Origin of the sequence: Microbulbifer agarilyticus (assembly GCF_001999945.1) — a bacterium.
GTDB classification, from domain to species: domain Bacteria; phylum Pseudomonadota; class Gammaproteobacteria; order Pseudomonadales; family Cellvibrionaceae; genus Microbulbifer; species Microbulbifer agarilyticus_A.
On sequence record NZ_CP019650.1, the window covers coordinates 3709292 to 3725832 of the forward strand.

At 57.4% G+C, this 16541-nt stretch carries 10 protein-coding genes; 4 read left to right on the top strand and 6 right to left on the bottom strand.

Annotated features, from left to right (window positions below):
* Nucleotides 1–2: 2 nt before the first annotated feature.
* The 6 genes from Mag101_RS15410 to Mag101_RS15435 form a co-directional block, all read right to left on the bottom strand.
* Nucleotides 3–1013, bottom strand: a complete 1011-nt coding sequence (locus Mag101_RS15410; protein ID WP_077407029.1) for a cupin-like domain-containing protein — start codon at nucleotides 1011–1013, stop codon at nucleotides 3–5.
* Nucleotides 1010–2575 carry a tryptophan halogenase family protein gene (locus Mag101_RS15415; RefSeq protein ID WP_077407032.1) on the bottom strand — a complete coding sequence of 522 codons (1566 nt, stop codon included), beginning with the start codon at nucleotides 2573–2575 and terminating at the stop codon, nucleotides 1010–1012. Before Mag101_RS15415 ends, Mag101_RS15410 begins: the two co-directional genes overlap by 4 nt.
* Nucleotides 2576–2688: 113 nt before the next feature.
* The gene (locus Mag101_RS15420; RefSeq protein WP_077407035.1) at nucleotides 2689–5628 is read right to left on the bottom strand and encodes a TonB-dependent receptor; all 2940 of its coding nucleotides are present in this window, start codon (nucleotides 5626–5628) and stop codon (nucleotides 2689–2691) included.
* Nucleotides 5629–5921: 293 nt separating this feature from the next.
* Nucleotides 5922–6842, bottom strand: a complete 921-nt coding sequence (locus tag Mag101_RS15425) for a sugar ABC transporter permease (protein WP_198040005.1) — start codon at nucleotides 6840–6842, stop codon at nucleotides 5922–5924.
* Nucleotides 6839–9103, bottom strand: coding sequence for an extracellular solute-binding protein (locus Mag101_RS15430; protein ID WP_077407038.1), 2265 nt, complete (start codon nucleotides 9101–9103; stop codon nucleotides 6839–6841). The genes Mag101_RS15425 and Mag101_RS15430 overlap by 4 nt, the downstream gene beginning before the upstream one ends.
* The gene (locus Mag101_RS15435) at nucleotides 9097–10197 is read right to left on the bottom strand and encodes an ABC transporter ATP-binding protein (RefSeq protein ID WP_077407041.1); all 1101 of its coding nucleotides are present in this window, start codon (nucleotides 10195–10197) and stop codon (nucleotides 9097–9099) included. The genes Mag101_RS15430 and Mag101_RS15435 overlap by 7 nt, the downstream gene beginning before the upstream one ends.
* Nucleotides 10198–10439: 242 nt before the next feature.
* On the opposite strand from Mag101_RS15435, the gene Mag101_RS15440 reads away from it, so the two are divergent.
* From Mag101_RS15440 to Mag101_RS15455, 4 genes are read left to right on the top strand one after another with little or no spacing between them, the layout of a single operon-like run.
* Nucleotides 10440–12023 carry a TolC family protein gene (locus tag Mag101_RS15440; RefSeq protein WP_077407044.1) on the top strand — a complete coding sequence of 528 codons (1584 nt, stop codon included), beginning with the start codon at nucleotides 10440–10442 and terminating at the stop codon, nucleotides 12021–12023.
* Between the two features lie 39 nt (nucleotides 12024–12062).
* Entirely contained in the window at nucleotides 12063–12875 is an 813-nt protein-coding gene (locus Mag101_RS15445; RefSeq protein WP_077407047.1) for an efflux RND transporter periplasmic adaptor subunit, read from the top strand.
* On the top strand, nucleotides 12875–14224 hold the full coding sequence (locus Mag101_RS15450) for an efflux RND transporter periplasmic adaptor subunit (RefSeq protein WP_077407049.1): 1350 nt from the start codon (nucleotides 12875–12877) through the stop codon (nucleotides 14222–14224). Before Mag101_RS15445 ends, Mag101_RS15450 begins: the two co-directional genes overlap by 1 nt.
* 24 nt (nucleotides 14225–14248) lie before the next feature.
* A complete protein-coding gene (locus tag Mag101_RS15455) occupies nucleotides 14249–16504 on the top strand; it encodes a biotin/lipoyl-binding protein (RefSeq protein WP_157520441.1) in 2256 nt (751 codons plus the stop codon).
* Nucleotides 16505–16541 lie beyond the last annotated feature (37 nt).

Here is a 16541-nt window from a genome sequence, read left to right on the forward strand (position 1 = left end):
GATTACAGCGTGCGCTGCAGTTTTTCTATGAGTAATTTTTTCATTCTTGTCGATGTATCCCGGTTCAAATCGCCGAGCACCCCGTGCCGGCTTTCCGGGATATGTTCACAGGCCTGATCTCTATCCACCATAAAGTGTTGAAACAGTGCCCCCCAGGCTTTGCGCTGTGCCAGCGGCAGACCGCCGACGGTGAGTAAGGCATGCATCAGCGCATCTTGAGGCAGGCCACTCCAGGTCGGGGTTGAGCGCCACCAGTAATTCACCAGCACATTGAGGTCGTCCAGGCCCTCGACCTGATGCCACCACATACTCGGCACATAGAGCACGTCTCCGGGCTCCATCTCCGCTACCACCGCAGCCTCCAACGCTTTGCGGTAACGGGGGAAGCGCGCAAAGTCAGGGGCATAGAAATCAACCATGCTTATGGTCTGCCCCGCGGGATTGAAATCCAGCGGGCCGGGGTAGAGGTTGTTTACCTGCTCCGGTGCGAACAAGGTAAAGCGGCGACGGCCCGCAACCACACAGGCCAGGTTTTCCGGCAAATCAAAGTGGGCAGCGACGCGGGTGCGGTTACCAAACCACAAAGACACCAGTGGCTCTTCATCACCTACGGAAATATCGTTGGTATCGCGCAGGCCCGGAAGGTGATGATCTACAGGAGTCGACCCAACATAGCAGCATTCTTCACCGAACTCATAGCTTTCGAGTGCGCGCATGGTCGGCAGCAACTGCCCGGCAGTACGTTCAAAATTGAAGCCTTCCATACGTTCATTATAAAAAATTCGCCCTCCGGTTTCGGCGCCGGCACGAAACACCATGAGTGGGCGCCCCTGATCAAAGGGTGCAAGGTAGTCTGACAGTTTGCCGGCTTTTGCCGCGGAAACCATCGGCCAGTGCGCCGCCGCACCCTTAAACATCATTGGTTCCGCGCGCCCGGCAATACATTCCGGGATCTCATCCGCGCTCACGTCGGTACAGGTCTCGACCGCGGGAATATTCTTCGGGTACTTCATCGCCCGACCTCCTCTGGGCTCCCGGACGTCTGACTGCGGGCAACCAACTGATTGAGCAACTTGCGATTTCCCGGAAGCCCCTGTTTGTAACTGGCAAGCTGCTTTTGCACTTCGCCCAGTAGTACCTTCGCGCGCGCTTCATCCCGCTCTTTACGTGGCGCACGGGTGCGATCACACGCATACGCCATGCCATTCAGGACATAGCGATAACTCGCGGGCGGAAACAGCGATTGCGCCTGCGGAAAGTCCTGCCTGGCTGGCGCTCGGTGGCGCCAGAGCATTAAGTTTTCCTGTAGCAATTCCGGGATACTCTCTGCCCGTCGATGTGCCAGCCAATACTCGGAATCGGTACGCTGTGAAAGTACATAGTGCAGTTTTAGAAATTCGATGATGTGATCCCAGTGTGCAAGCATCTGGCTATTGAAGCGCGTGGCTGCAAGCTTCATCTGGGCCTTGCTGACAGGTAGAAAATCACGAATTAGACCGGCACTCTGCTCAATTAAGGCCAATGCCGATGCCTCCAGTGGCTCGATAAAACCCGCCGACATACCCACTGCGACGCAGTTGCCGCGCCACATCACTTCACGGTGACCCGGCTGAAAAGTCAGCTCGCGAAAACTGAGTTCTTCTAAAGCCTTCTGCGTTACTTCTGTGCTGAGAAATTCACGAAAATCAGACTCCACGATATCGGAATCTGTGAACTGACTGGAGTAAACATATCCCATACCGCGGCGTGTCGGCAGCCCGATATCCCAGATCCAACCGTTGCTCCGCGCGGTTGAGCGGGTGACCGAAGCAATCGGTGATTCGTCAGAAGTGTGAGGAATCTGCACGGCCAGCGCACGATCGTTAAACAGAACAGACGAGCGATCTACCCAGGGTACTTGCAAGTGCTCACCAATCAGTACCGCGGCGCGGCCGGAGCAATCTACGAACAGGTCGGCACTATGACTCTCACCGGTTTCCGTAACCAGCGCAATGATATTGCCCTCGACGTCACTCTGTACCGACGCCACACTTGCACGCACATGCTGGACACCCAGATTACGTGTGCAGTGATCACTCAGGCACAGACCGAATTTCACCGCATCAAAGTGATAGCCGTAATTGAGCACCCCCGCATACTCAGGGGTAGCCAGCTGTTTGGGAGCGAGATGATCGTCACAGACAGTTGCTTGAGGTGAAACCGCATAGGCGTACTCACGCTCCGCGAAGGGCGCCAGGTCCTGCTCAAAGTAGCCATGCGGTAAGGAAAAAGGGTGGTAGTACTGATCGTTTGGATCAGTGGTCTTCCAGGCAGAAAAAAGTGAACCCTGCTTGAATGCTGCATCACACTCGGTGAACAAGCGTCGCTCACTGAGGCCGATACGCCGCAGAGTTTCGCGCATCGAAGGCCAGGTACCCTCACCAACGCCGATGGTGGGAATCGTCGGTGACTCGACCAGAGTAATTTTGCAATCACCGCCGGCAACACGTCCGTGCTCCGCGGCCAGTACCGCTGCAGTAAGCCAGCCCGCAGCGCCGCCGCCCAGTACGCAGATGGATAACGGTGCCTGTTGCATTGTGGCGGCCTCCCACTTCAAGGACTTTTAATTAAAAAAAGGGCGTGATCACTCACGCCCTTTGCATCCTGCGAGACGTGAGTGGCGGCAAGCCGCCACTCCAGACTACAGCGTTAGAAGCTGTAACGAACACCCAGGTTATAGCGAGCCCCGGTCTGGTAGGCGCCAATCATCATATTTTCATGACGGCCATACAGACGTTTGGTCTCGTTGGTCAGGTTGATCCCTTCAAGGAACACGGTCAGGTTGTCCTGCACATCGTAACTCGCGCTGGCATCCCACTGGCCGTAGGACGCAACGTATACCGGGTTACGCTCGCCGTTACCGTCGAAAGTGCCGGCCAGGAAGTCATCGCGCCAGTTATAGGCAATACGCGCCTGGATACCATTCTTATCGTAGAAGCCCACGAGGTTCATGGAATCACTCAGACCCAGAAGTGCGAACTGATTTTCGACACCTTCACCTTTGTTGGTATTGAAGTTGTCGTAAGCGATGTCGCCGTCAACCGTGGTGAAGTTGAACTGAGTACCGAAACCGGTATCCGCAAACATGTGCTGTACCGCGAATTCGATGCCGTCAATGGAGGCTTCTTTCTCGTTTACCGGCGCCAGTACATTGAATTCCGCCAGCGCATCGCCCTCAGCGGCAGAACCTGTGATCGGCGAACCGTACATGGACTCAAGGTAAGCCCGGATCGCACCCAGATCGTTCGTCCCCAGAGCCGCAGCCGCTTCCTCAAAACGCGGGCCCTGTGCCGGGTGCGCGAGATCGAAAGTGGTTTCGGAGAAGGAGCCCAGGCCGATGAAGTTCTCTACGTCTTTGCTGTAGTAACCCAGGGAGACGTAGCTGCCCTCATCGTAGTACCACTCGGCAGAGAGGTCGAAGTTGGTGGACTCGAACGGATCCAGGTCCGGGTTGCCGCGGAACGCATTACCGCCGTTAAAGCGCAGCAGGGAGTCGATAGTCTGACCACCCTGGATATCGCCGTAGCCCGGACGGGTAATGGTCTTACTGAAAGATGCACGCGCAACCACGTCATCTCTAACCTGGATATCAAAGTCCACGTTCGGCAGTAAGTTGGTGTAAGCACCCTTCTGCTCACTGAAGCCCTCACCGGTAGTTTGCGCACGGAACTCGTTGTCACCTACCCATTCGATGCGGTCGTACACGGGCACCTTCGCCTTGGCATCGACCTCGGTATCTTCAAAACGCAAACCCACTGCGAGATTCATCGGCATGGCAACTTCGTCCCAGGACAGATTGACCTGAGCATATGCAGACTGTTGAGTTTCAACTGCGGTACGGTCGGTGCTGAAATCGTCGCTGGCACACAGCACCGGACCACACGGGCTCAGCACATCGCCGTTGGCAGTGGCAATCGCCGCGATGGCAGCACGCACGCCGTCGAAATCAGAGGCATAGTAGTACGGGGTCATTTCGGAACTATCGGCGCTGCCGAAATCGTGCAGTGCGTCCGCCATGCTCTTCTGTACAAACAGCGCGTCATCGTAGTCGGCAGCGGTGCCGTAGCCACCCCAGGAGTCATTCTGTACGTTGGCGAATGCGGAGCGATTGGTGGATTCGCTGCGGCCGATACCAAAGTCGATACTCTTCACCGGACCTGCATCTACCTCGAAGGTACCGTCAAAGCGCGCCTGCTCGATATCGTGATTCATGTACGCATTGTTGAACACGTTACCGGAAGTCAGCATCTGGGAAGGATCAAAGCCCTGACCATCGATGAACTCGAAGCTCACTGCCGGCAGGTCGTAGCCGTAGTTAACAGTGGTCGCGGCACGGTTAAACTGCACGCCGGCGATGTTGTTGTTGGTACCGCGGTCATCCTTGGCACCGTTTTCGGCGCTGGAATTGTGGTAATCGAACGCCAGGGTCAGGTCCTCACGGGGATTCCAGACCAGGTTCAGACCAACAGAGTTATTCTCGTTGACGGTACCCCATTCACCAGCATTGAAGGTTACGTCAGAACCAGTGCCATCGGTGTAGATGACGGGCGCTACAACACTGCCGTTGCCAGTGCCTTCAGTGAAGGAGCCGGAAACCGGTACTCCGTTGAACCACGCCCCCATGGCATTGTACTGGTGCTCTACATCCTGTTCGGCGTAGGCGTAATCCAGAGTCGCCTCGAATTCGTCGGAGGGCGCCCACTGCAGGGTCAGGATGGCATTAGTACGCTCGCGCTGGGTTTCAGAAAAGGTAAAACCAACACCACGCGGCACTGAATAAATATCGCCCGCCTGCGGGGCATTCTCGAAGTTGCTGTTATCTGGTGCGATGGAACCCCAGTCACCTTGATCGCCCGGAATGGTGTACCAGCCGGGACCGGTTTCGGAGCCTGCTTGCCCGGAATGACGCTCGGAGAAAGAACCCGCGAATGAAACACCAATGGTGTCGTCAGCGAACTTACCACTGAAGATGCCGGATACTTCCGGAGTCACGGAATCACCGTCCTGATTGGAGGTGTCGTGCATGCTCTTGGCACTCAGATTCAAAATCGTCTCGGACTGATCCAGCGGGCGCAAGGTGCGCACGTTGATGACAGAACCAATACCACCTGTAGGCTGGTTGGCACGGCCAGTCTTGAAGACTTCCACCGCGCTTACGCTCTCCGCAGCCAAGTTAGCGAAGTCGAAGGAGCGGGAAGAAGAGGCAGTGCCACTCTCCAGGTTTGCCGCGGGCATCTGGCGGCCGTTCAGGGTCACGACGTTGTAGTCGGGACCGAACCCACGCACGGTGACTCGGCTGCCTTCACCGTTCTGGCGATCAATTGAGACACCGGTGATACGCTGCAAAGATTCCGCCAGGTTGGTATCGGGAAACTTACCGATGTCTTCTGCGGAGATGGCGTCAACAACGCCCTGGGCATCGCGTTTGATATCTGCGGACTTTTCAAGGCTGGCACGCATGCCAATAACCGTTACTTCTTCAAGCGCGGCATCTTGCGCTTCCTGAGCCAGTGCATGACCACTGATACCGGCTACGGTCGCGATAGCTACCGCGATCGACTTTTTCTTAAACTCGTTTGTCTTGCTCATGGAGTTGCCTCCCCCATCGTCACGTCATTTTCATTATTGGTTTCGCCAGGGCGGGTACCGTGAGACCTCGACGGGGTAACCCGATCTGGCGCAAGCCTATACTCTCGCCGGCCGCTCAATCGGGTCGTCCCACCTTGGGGAATAGGGGAAAAATGGACTATCCCACCTTAAAAATCGCAAAGCGGGAAAAAAAATAACCTTACAAATCAACAACTTATAATAAATGGCGATTATAACGAAAAGAGATCAAAAAACAATCAGTCGCGCATATCAACGATGTGGAGACGCGGCGGTCATCCTTTTACCGCACCCGCGGCTAAACCCGACACCAAATACCTCTGTAGCGACAGAAACAGCAAAATGACCGGCAGGGAGACCAGGATGGAGCCCGCTGCAAAGTAGCCCCACTCGGAGGCGTAATCGCTGACGAAGAAGCGCAGCCCAACGGGGACCGTGTAGCGTGATTCGTCATCCATGAAAATAGAGGCGAGGATGAACTCGTTCCAGGCGGTCATAAAGGCGAACAAGCCGGTGACCGCAATGGCCGGTCGGGCCAGTGGCAGGATGATACGGATGAAGATGGTCCAGCGACTTGCCCCTTCCAGCAGCGCAGACTCCTCAATTTCGTAGGGCAAAGTGTCAAAATATCCCTTCAGCATCCACACGCAAAATGGCAGCGCGGTGATGGCGTACACCAGAATCAATCCCAACCAGGAGTTCCCTAGCCCCAGCCATTGCACCACGATGACATACAGCGGGATGAGCATCAGCACCGCCGGAAACATTTGTGAAATCAGAAACAGGGTCAGCCCCCGCTGGCGCCCGGCGAAGCGAAACCGGGAAAACGCATAGGCGGCAGTGCAACTCAGGGTCAGGCCCACCACCGTGGTTGCCAAGGCGACCACCAGGCTGTTGCCGATCCAGCGCAGGAATGGCTGTTCCGTCAGTACCGCGCGGAAGTTGTCGAGGGTCCACTGGTCCGGCAGTGGAATCAGGGCCAGCAACTGCTGGCCGACACCGGCATCGTGCGGCAACTGCACCAGGGTCAGCGACTGCTGCCCGGAGAAGGCGAGACTCACCACCCACAGCAATGGGTATATCACGATGAGCGCGGAGAAGATCAACAGCGCGAACCGCCAGCTGAAGATGTCCCGCAGCGCTCGCTTCAACGGCGCTGTTCTGCCCTCGCGCAGGCGATCAATCATGGTATTCATCGCACCGCCTCCAAAGTCCGGCTCACTCGCATCTGCCATACCGCATAACAGAACAGCAGTGCGAGAATCACGATCGAATAGGCGGCGGCGTAGGCGTACTGGTACTTTTCAAAACCAATGCGGAATGCCTTGGTGATCAGAATATCGTTGGCCCCGGCAGGGGCCCCATCGCTCACCAGGTAGATGACGTTGAACATATTGAAGGTCCACACTACCGATAGGATCACCGCCGGAATCAGCACTGGCTTGAGCAGTGGCAGGGTGATGGAACGGAACTGGAACCAGCGCCCGGCACCCTCCACCCGGGCCACCTCATACAGCTCCCGCGGAATCGACTGCAGCCCACCGAGAATCACCACCATCATAAACGGGATACTCAACCACACATTGGTAACCAATCCGGTAAAAAAGCTCGCGCCGATGGAATCAAACCAGGCCACTGGCGCCACCCCCAGTACCTGCAAGCCCTGGTTGATCACGCCAAACTGCGGGTGAAACATACCCTTCCACACCAGCGCAGTAATGTAGTTGGGAATGGCCCAGGGCAGTATCAGTAGCAGGCGAAAGGCATTACGCCCGAAGATAGGTTTATCCAGCGCCAGCGCCATGATCAATGCCAGCCCCACCGCGAGGATGACATTGCTCGCGGTCCACAGAATGGTGATAAACAGGGTCCAGTAGAAATTGTCGAAATCCAGGCTGCGCTCACCGCCCTGCCCCCGCCACAAATCAAAGTCCCCGAGGATCGCGGAGTAGTTGTCCAAGCCGACAAAGCGTGACCACAGCGGCGTGTGTTCGTTGAACACCGTGGTATCGGTAAACGACAGGATCAACCCGTATAGCAACGGGAAGAACACCAGAACCAGCATGCCGAGCATGGCGGGTAATATGTACAGGTAGGCCGTGCGATTGGCGCGCCAAGTGGACATCAGTCGCCGCCGGTAACGCGCCCAGGCCCACAGCGCAACCAGTACCAGTACGACGGGGATCAGCCACAGCCAGGCAGGCATCTGCCCCGGGACTTCGCTACGCTGGCGGGAGCGCTCGAGTCGCGCAAGGTCGCCCTCCAACTGGCGCTGCAGCAAATGCATTTCGGCTTCCGGCTGCGCCGCGCCCTTGACCACTTTTTTCAGCAGGTTTTTCAGCGGCACCCAAACCAGCGTCATGTCTGGAAGATTGGGAATCGGCACAGCTTGTTCCAACTGGCGACGGAATGCCATGGCCGTGTCGAAGTTGGCAATGCGCGGGTGCGTGAAGGCGTGGGTATTCGCCGGTAACTGTCCGCCTTGGATGGCCATTTTTTCCGCGGACTGGCGGCTGGTAAGGAACTCCATGACCGCCACCGCCGCCGCAGGGTTCTTCGAGCGAGAAGAGAGAAACAACCCCTCCACTGCCACCCAGGGGGCCAGCGGCCGGCCGCTTTCGCTGTTCACCGGCAGCGACACCACGCGATAATTTACCCCTGGGTCAATCTCGCCCAGCATCCAGGGGCCGCTAATCACCATGGCCGCGCGCCCCTGATTAAACAGGCTGGTGACCAGGGTGCTGCTGGGCTCTTCCGGCAGAATGCGCTCTTCGCGCGCCCAGCGCACAAGCATTTCAACAGACGCAATATTGCCCGGGCTATCCAGGGCCAGACTTCCGCCGCGGCTGAAGGGCCCGGGGCCAAAGCTGTTCATCAGCATCCCGTGGAAAAACGGCTCGGTATACATATACGCGAGGCCGAAGCGCCCCGCATTGCGATCGGTGTGTTGGCGGGCGATGGCCACCATTTCGTCGGTCGTCGCGGGGGCACTCGCCACCAGGTCGGTATTGAGAATCAGCGCCGGGCTTTTGAATGCTAAGGGCAGGCCGTAAAGCTCGCCCGCAAACGTCATCGCGTCGACCAAGTTGGCCGGGAAGCGCTGACGCAAGCGCTCACTGACATAGCGGTCAATAGGTGCGACCGTGTGCCCGGCACTGGCCCAGCCGCCGAGGCGGTCGTGCGCAAAAACAAACAGATCCGGCCCCTGCCCGCGCGGCAGGGCCGCAGACAATTTATCCGCGTAGCCACCAAAGGGCACCGCCAGGGCATTCACCTGTATTTCGCTCTGGCTGCGGTTGAAGTCCTCGATGAGCTGCTCAAAGGCGGCGCGTTCTGCGCCGCGGTAACCGTGCCACAGAGACAGGGTTTCCAGGGCTTGCACCTTGCCGGCCAGCATCAGCAGCAAAAGCAGCCGCAATAGAAACAGAAAGTACTGTGCGCCACGCCGCTTCAGCACTGACTCACCCCGGCTTTAGCGCTCCCTGCGCGGATACGCTGTTGGCTGACGCCATCAAACAGGTAGAGTGCGGCGGGGTCGAAGGCGAGTTCGAGTGCATCGCCAAGGGAGAATGCGCGCAGCCCAGCCAATCGCGCCACCAGCTGCGCAGAACCGACGCGCAGGTGCACCAGCATTTCCGCCCCCAGGCTCTCCACCAGTTCGATATTCCCGGTAAGCCGGGGCCAGTTGGCGGGTGCACTGGACGCATACACCAGTTTCTCCGGGCGCAGCCCCAACAGCAGTTCCCGGTTGAGCCCCTGCAGTTGCGCGTGCGGCAGCGTGAGCAGGTCGCAACTCAGTTGCCGGCCATCGTTCACCACCTGCAACAGGTTCATCGGCGGCGACCCCATGAAGCCCGCGACAAAGGTATTGTCCGGATCGTTGTACAGTTCCAGCGGCGTGCCCACCTGCATCAATTCACCGCCATTCAAGATGGCGATGCGGGTGCCGAGGGTCATGGCCTCCACTTGGTCGTGTGTGACATAAACCGAGGTGGTGCCCAGCTGGTGGTGCAGGCGGTGAATCACGCCACGCATTTGCACACGCAGCTCTGCATCGAGGTTGGACAGGGGTTCGTCGAACAGAAACACCTGCGGGTCGCGCACCATGGCCCGCCCCAGTGCCACGCGCTGATTCTGGCCACCGGACAACTGCCCTGGTTTGCGGTGTAGTAAATCGGAAAGCCCGAGCGTATCCGCCGCTTCCCGCACCCGTCTTTCGATGCCGAGTTTGGGGAAATTCCGCACGCGCAAGCCAAACGCCATGTTCTCGAACACGCTCATATGCGGGTAGAGGGCGTAGTTCTGGAACACCATGGCGATGTCCCGGTCTTTGGGGGGAAGGTCGTTGACCCGATGGCCACCAATATACAGGTCACCGGAAGAAATCGATTCGAGTCCCGCGATCATCCGCAGGGTGGTGGACTTGCCGCAACCGGAGGGGCCGACCAGCACCATCAATTCGCCATCGCGAATTTCCAGGTCGAGTCCCGGTACCGTCGCTGGACCATCGTCGTAGCGTTTGCTGACTCCACGAAACTCAATATTGGCCAATGGCTCGGGCCTCTCTCATCGTCGCCACTCCTGTTTATTATTGTCTTTTTATAGGTGGCAGTTCCGTCTACCTGACATCGATTGTGCCTGAGAACGACGCCCGCGTCTCCCTGTTCGTTCCGGCGCCGATCTGCTCCCAAGAAACCGGCCTCAAGCTGCATTTACGCACCTTTGTACTAGATTTAGCTGGCGTAGATGTACCGCGCGCAAGTAGTCAATAAGTACCTAAAGGACTCAGCGTTATGCGTCAGGCACAATTTGTGGCTGCTCTAGTGTCATTCTCCCTTTCCCTCGCGACCCTGACCGCCTGCTCGGTGAAACCCGTCGCCATGGATGACGCCACCATTGACCAGCGAGCCAGTGGTGACTGGCAAACCGCGTTTAGTAATCAGGAACCGGTTACCGACCCCGTCAATCTGAATGAGGCCATCGCGCGCGCCATTGCCTACAACATGGACAACCGCCTAAAACTGATGGAGGCAGTGGTTGCCAATCGCAACCTGAGCTTGGCGCGCTGGGACATGCTGCCGGAAATTGCCGCCAGTGCCGGCTACAACCATCGCAACAAGCAGCACTTCGCCAGCAGCGAGGATGTGAACGGCAACGAATCGCTCGCCCAGTCCACTTCTCTGGACAAGACCTACAGCACCGCCGGGTTAGAACTGTCGTGGAACGTGCTGGACTTTGGTATCAATTACCTGTCTGCCAAGCAGGCAGCCGATGGCGTGATGATCGCGATCGAACGCCAGCGCAAGTTGATGCACAACGTCATCATGGATGTGGAATACGCCTTCTGGATGGCCGCAGCGGCACAGCGTGCAGAGGAACAGCTGCCGGCGCTGATCGCACAAACCCGCACTGCGCTGGAAAGATCCCGCAAGAGTGCCGAACGTGGGCTGCGCCAGACCGAGGCCAGCCTCGCCTATCGCCGCGACCTGCTGGACCTGATGCAACAGTTACTAGCGCTCGAAGGGGATATGCACAGCGCCAAGATGGAACTGGCCTCACTCATGGGGCTCCCCCCCGGAACACCGTTCAGCGTCAGTGCCGGACATAGCGACATTCTGCGCAGCCCCTTTGCCGAGCTGGACATACAAGAGCTTGAACAATACAGCCTGCGCAACCGCCCGGAACTCCTCGAAGAAGATTACCGCCAGCGCATCGCCGCCACTGAAATCCGCAAGGCATGTTTGCAGCTACTTCCCGGACTGGAACTGCGCACCGGCTATTTCTACGACGACAACAGTTACCTGCTCTACAACGACTGGGCGGAAAGCAGCCTGCGTCTCACCTGGGACCTGCTCGGTACCGTGGTCGCTGGGCGCGACCTGATTGGCTACGCCCGGGACAATGAGCGACTGGGTGACGTGCGCCGCGCCGCACTGACCGTTGCCGTACTGACGCAGGTAGATCTCGCCTATAGCCACATGCATCGCGCGCGCCTCAATCACAGCTACGCCATAGAAATGGCCGACATCGACAGCGCCCTCGCCAGCCAATCCTACGCCCGCTGGCAGTCCAGCCAGGGCACCGAGCTGGAAAGTATTCACGCAAACACCCAGGCACTGCTGTCCAATGTGCGACGCGACGTTAGCTACGCCGACTGGCGCAGCGCCAATGGACGCCTGAGTAACGCCGTCGGCTTCCAGCCAGAGTTCTATATCGACTACCGCCAGCCACTGGCCTTGATTGAACAGCAAGTGGCTGACATGCGCACCCAAAGCGGCAGTATCGAATTGCTGCCGATTGGTGGATACAGCCCGGAGGGCGTAGAGCAACGGGAAGCGGAATTAAAAGAAGATGGCGCAGCGGCCGCTCACTGGTAACTCCATAGGCGCTGCGAGGATGTACTTGTGGTAACTGCAATGAACAATTCGCTACTCTTCCGCGTCGCGGTTGCTGTTTTTGGCTGCCTGCTCAGCGCCAGCCTGTGCTCGGCCCAACCATTCACCGCGCCCGCAAAATTAAATGCGCTCAGCAAAGTTCAACTTTCCAGTGAACTCGCCGCCCGGATTACCGAAGTGCGTTTGCGCGCGGGGGACCGCTTCCGCAAAGGCGACCTGCTCGCAAGCTTCGACTGCACTGAACTGCTAGCAGAACTGGAAGGTGCCGAATCCCAACGGGACCTCGCCCGCCGACAACTCAATGCCAATGTTTCGCTCAAACAGTTGGGCGGCAACATCAGCGAGCTGGAGCTCGTACAAAGCGAAGCGCAGTTAGCCGAGGCCGTCGCCAATGCCAAAGTACTGAAACACCGCCACTCATTCTGTGAAGTGCGCGCGCCATTCAATGGTTTTGTGATTACTCGCAGCGCTGAGCCACACCAACGCGCCGAAGTGGGTATGCCGCTGTTCGAACTGGTGGACAATCGTGCGCTTGAGGTCGAAGCCATCGTTCCTTCCAACTGGCTTGAGCAACTCACACTCGATAGTACTTTCCTCGTCACCATTAACGAGACCGGCCGCACCTATAGCGCCCAAGTGCAACGCATCGTGCCACTGGTGGACCCGGTCACCCGCACCGTCCGCGTAATCGGCACAATCGAAACAAACAGCGAGAGGGCGACAGTCGATACTCTGTTGATCTCTGGCATGAGCGGCGAAGCGCAATTTCATTTTGGGCAGGATGGCGGCAATACTCTCGGCAAAATTTCCTCGCAACAAGGCGGGGGCAACTAGTGGACGCGCGCCTGCTGAAACGGCTTAATAGTTTTCTGGCACTGGAAAAAAACCTGCGCCAGGCAACTACGGTTTCCCAAGTTGCGCAGATTGCCTGCAGCGATAGCCAGTTCCTGCTGAATTTCGACACCTGCCTGTTTTTCTCCGGCACAAAACTGACACTGATCGCTGCCTCCAATGTAAGTACGGTGGACACTTCGGCCAGCGATGCCCAGCAGTGGCAAACCCTGGTGCGCGAGAATATCCAGCGGAGCAAGGCTCAGGCTCCGCTAGAACTGGAAATTTCTCGCCCACAGCCAATTGAGCCGCAGGGTAGCGATAAAACCGTCTGCAAGAGCGACCAGCTTCTGGTGCTGATGCCGATAGACTCAATCACCAATACACGCTCGGACAAAAAAGTAGACCTAGGCTGCCTGGCACTCCTGCGCCGGCACCCGCTCTCGCAACAGGAGCAGGAAATTTTCCGAGAGTTGACCGCCGCGGTACGCCAGGCGCTGCTCGCATTACGTGGGACAGAATCATTCTCACTACGCCGCTGGATCCAGCGGCGCCCACTGATTGTTTCCGCCCTGCTCCTCGCCACCTGTTTGTTCCCAGTGCGCCAGAGTGTGCTGGCCCCCGCCAGCCTGGCCGCCGTTGACCCCAGGATCGTATCTGCGCGCACCGATGGGGTGATTCGTTCGATCGATGTACTCCCGAACGCCCGCGTCGCTAACGCCCAACTACTATTTACCCTCGAAGATGCAGAGGTTACCGCTGAGATTGACCGGGTGCAGCAGGAAATCGCGCTCTACAACGAACGCCTGCGCATGACTCGCCAATACAACTTTCAACAGGCATCCGCCGGATACAAACTTGCCCAGGCCGAAACCGACTTATCGATCCGCAAACTGGACCTGGAGTTCCAACAATCTCAGCTGGAAAAAACCCGGGTCAGGGCACCCAGCGCTGGTGTGGCCATTTATACCGACCCCGCTGAATGGATTGGGCGGCGTATTCGCGCCGGGGAAAAAGTCATGGAAATCGTGCAACCCCATGCGCGCCAGATCCAAATCAACCTCCCCACTAGTGACGCCATCGCGCTACCTAACAAGGCGCAAGTGGTGTTTTACGCAGAGTCCAACCCATTCTCCCCGGTCGAGGGCTATCTGAATTATCACAGCCTGCTCACCAGTGAGGGCGAAAACCAGCCTGCCAGCTACCGCCTGCTAGCGACCATTGAGCAGGACCAGCTAAACATCAAGATCAACACCCGGGGGCACGCGCGCATATACGGTGCGCGGGTGCCGCTCGCCTATTACCTCCTGCGCCGACCAATCAGCACCGCACGCCGCTGGCTCGGTATCTAGCGCTGGCATGAGGTAAATACACCAGTGTCCCAAACATCGATCAGCAACCAGCCACCACCGCACGCTGCCGATAGCGCTTGGCCACCCTTGCGACCCGACTTGCAGTTTCACCGGGTGGATGAAGATCCCTTTACGCAAACCTGGCTGCTGTACGACCCGCTGCGCGGGCAGTACCTGGAACTGGGGGAGCTGGAGCTTTTAACCTTGCAGCAGTGGCGACTGGGAAGTGCGGAGACAATTGCTGTCACCCTGTCCCAGCAACAGGGTTATGAGGTTTCGCCGCAGCAAATCGAGAGTATTTTTCGCTTTGTCAGTGACAATGAACTACTGCAATGCAGCAGTGACGAACTTGCACAAAAACGTGCGCAGATCACCGCCATGCAACGCGGCCTTGGCCAGTTGCAAAAAATGCTCTTTTTTCGCCGAGCATTATTCACCCCACAGTTGAGTAGCCGCCTGTTAAGCCCACTTGCCCGGGCAACAGCACAGCCCCCATTTTACTTTGCCCTGATTGTTACTGCGCTCTTCTGCGCGATATCCATCGGCCAGCATCGCGCAGAATTCCTTGCCTACTTCAGTGCAAGTTGGAACCCTGTTGGCGGGCTGCTGTTTTTCGCTTGCTACCTGCTATTGAGTTTGTTTCACGAGCTTGGTCATGCCAGTGTCGCGCGACTTTACGGCATCCGCGCAAATAGTGTCGGGGTCGGGCTCATCGTATTGATGCCAATAATGTACAGCGAAATTACCGATGCCTGGCGCCTGCCGCGCAAGGCAAGATTGCATATTTCCGCTGCCGGGGTTGCGTTTGAGTTAAGTCTTGGCGTTGCTGCCGCACTCATCTGGTGTATCGCAGACGACGGCGCGCTGCGCACATTGATGTTTTATTTGTTCACTACATCAATAGTGACCACACTGCTGGTCAATGCCAATCCGCTGATGAAATTTGATGGCTATTACCTGTTGAGTGATTTCCTGCGGGAAAAAAATTTGCAACAGACTGCCTCCAACACATTACGGCAATGGTGCTGGGGGCTATTACTTCGCGATACCTCCCTGCCCACCAACCCCAAACAGAAACTCCTGGGGATGTTCGGGCTCGCCAGCCTCATCTATCGTCTTTTAATTTTCGCGGCGATCAGTTACGCCGCCTACCAGCTACTGTTCAAAGCCGCCGGTGTCCTATTGTTTTTCCTGTGTATCGGCCTGCTTCTTGCTCTGCCCACGGTGCGGGAGGTTCAAGGATTCTGGTCGCACCTGCAACGACAACGACAGCTCAAATCTGCACACTCCACTAGGGGCGAAGCGGAGGAATATCGAAGTATGAAGGATTCTTTACCGCCACGTGAGATGGGAAATTCAACTCTGGCTCGCACAGGCATTTTGCAAATGTTTCGCCCCACCAGCCTCTGGTGTATTGCAGCACTCATTGCCATAGTGCTCACACCGCTACCTTGGCCGGTACAGCTGCCAGCGAGCACCCATTTCGTAAACCAGCAAACCCTGATGGCACCCGCGAACGCCCAGATACGCGAAATCCTGTTCACGCGCGGTGAATTTGTTCGTGCAGGCCAGGTTATTGCGGAGTTGCACGACGACGAGCTCGAATACCGCATCCAGCGCACGCGGGCGGAGTTAGGACTGCTACAGCAACGCGAGCAGATCGACCGTTTCGCGGAGCATCTCGACGCACTGGAAGGCGTGTACCTACAGGACCTGCTCAGTAAGCAACAACTACTCCGCCAGTTGGAAATTCAGAAGCAACAACTGCAGGTGTTCGCCAAGGTTGACGGGAAGGTTGACTGGATAATGCCGGGGTTACACAGCGGACAATTCCTCACCCTCAACCAGCCATTTTTGAGTATTGCCGAACGGAATTCGCTCGCGGGGCGCGCCTATGCGCAGGCGCAACAAGTCTCGCGACTATCCGAAATGGGCGAGGACATACAGCGCGGCAAACTGTTTTTGCGCGGCCAGTGGCACCCTGTGACGGTGAATGTACGCAATATCGAAAACATCGCATCACAGACCCTGCTGGATCCAGTGCTCGCATCAGACTTCGGCGGGCCGGTACAAACGCTCACGGACAATCGTGAACGTGCGGCCGAGGCACTGCATCTCATTAGCTTTGAATTTGAGGCATCAAGCCCAAAAGCCGGGACTGCGCTGCCAACAACTGCACAGCGCACTGGCCATCTTGTACTGCTCGGCGAGCCCGTCAGCCTTGCCTACCTGCTTGTACGACGTATGGCCGGTGTATTTATTCGCGAAAGTGGCGTGTAAACGACGCTTAAAAACGTTTATTGAGCGGTCACGGATG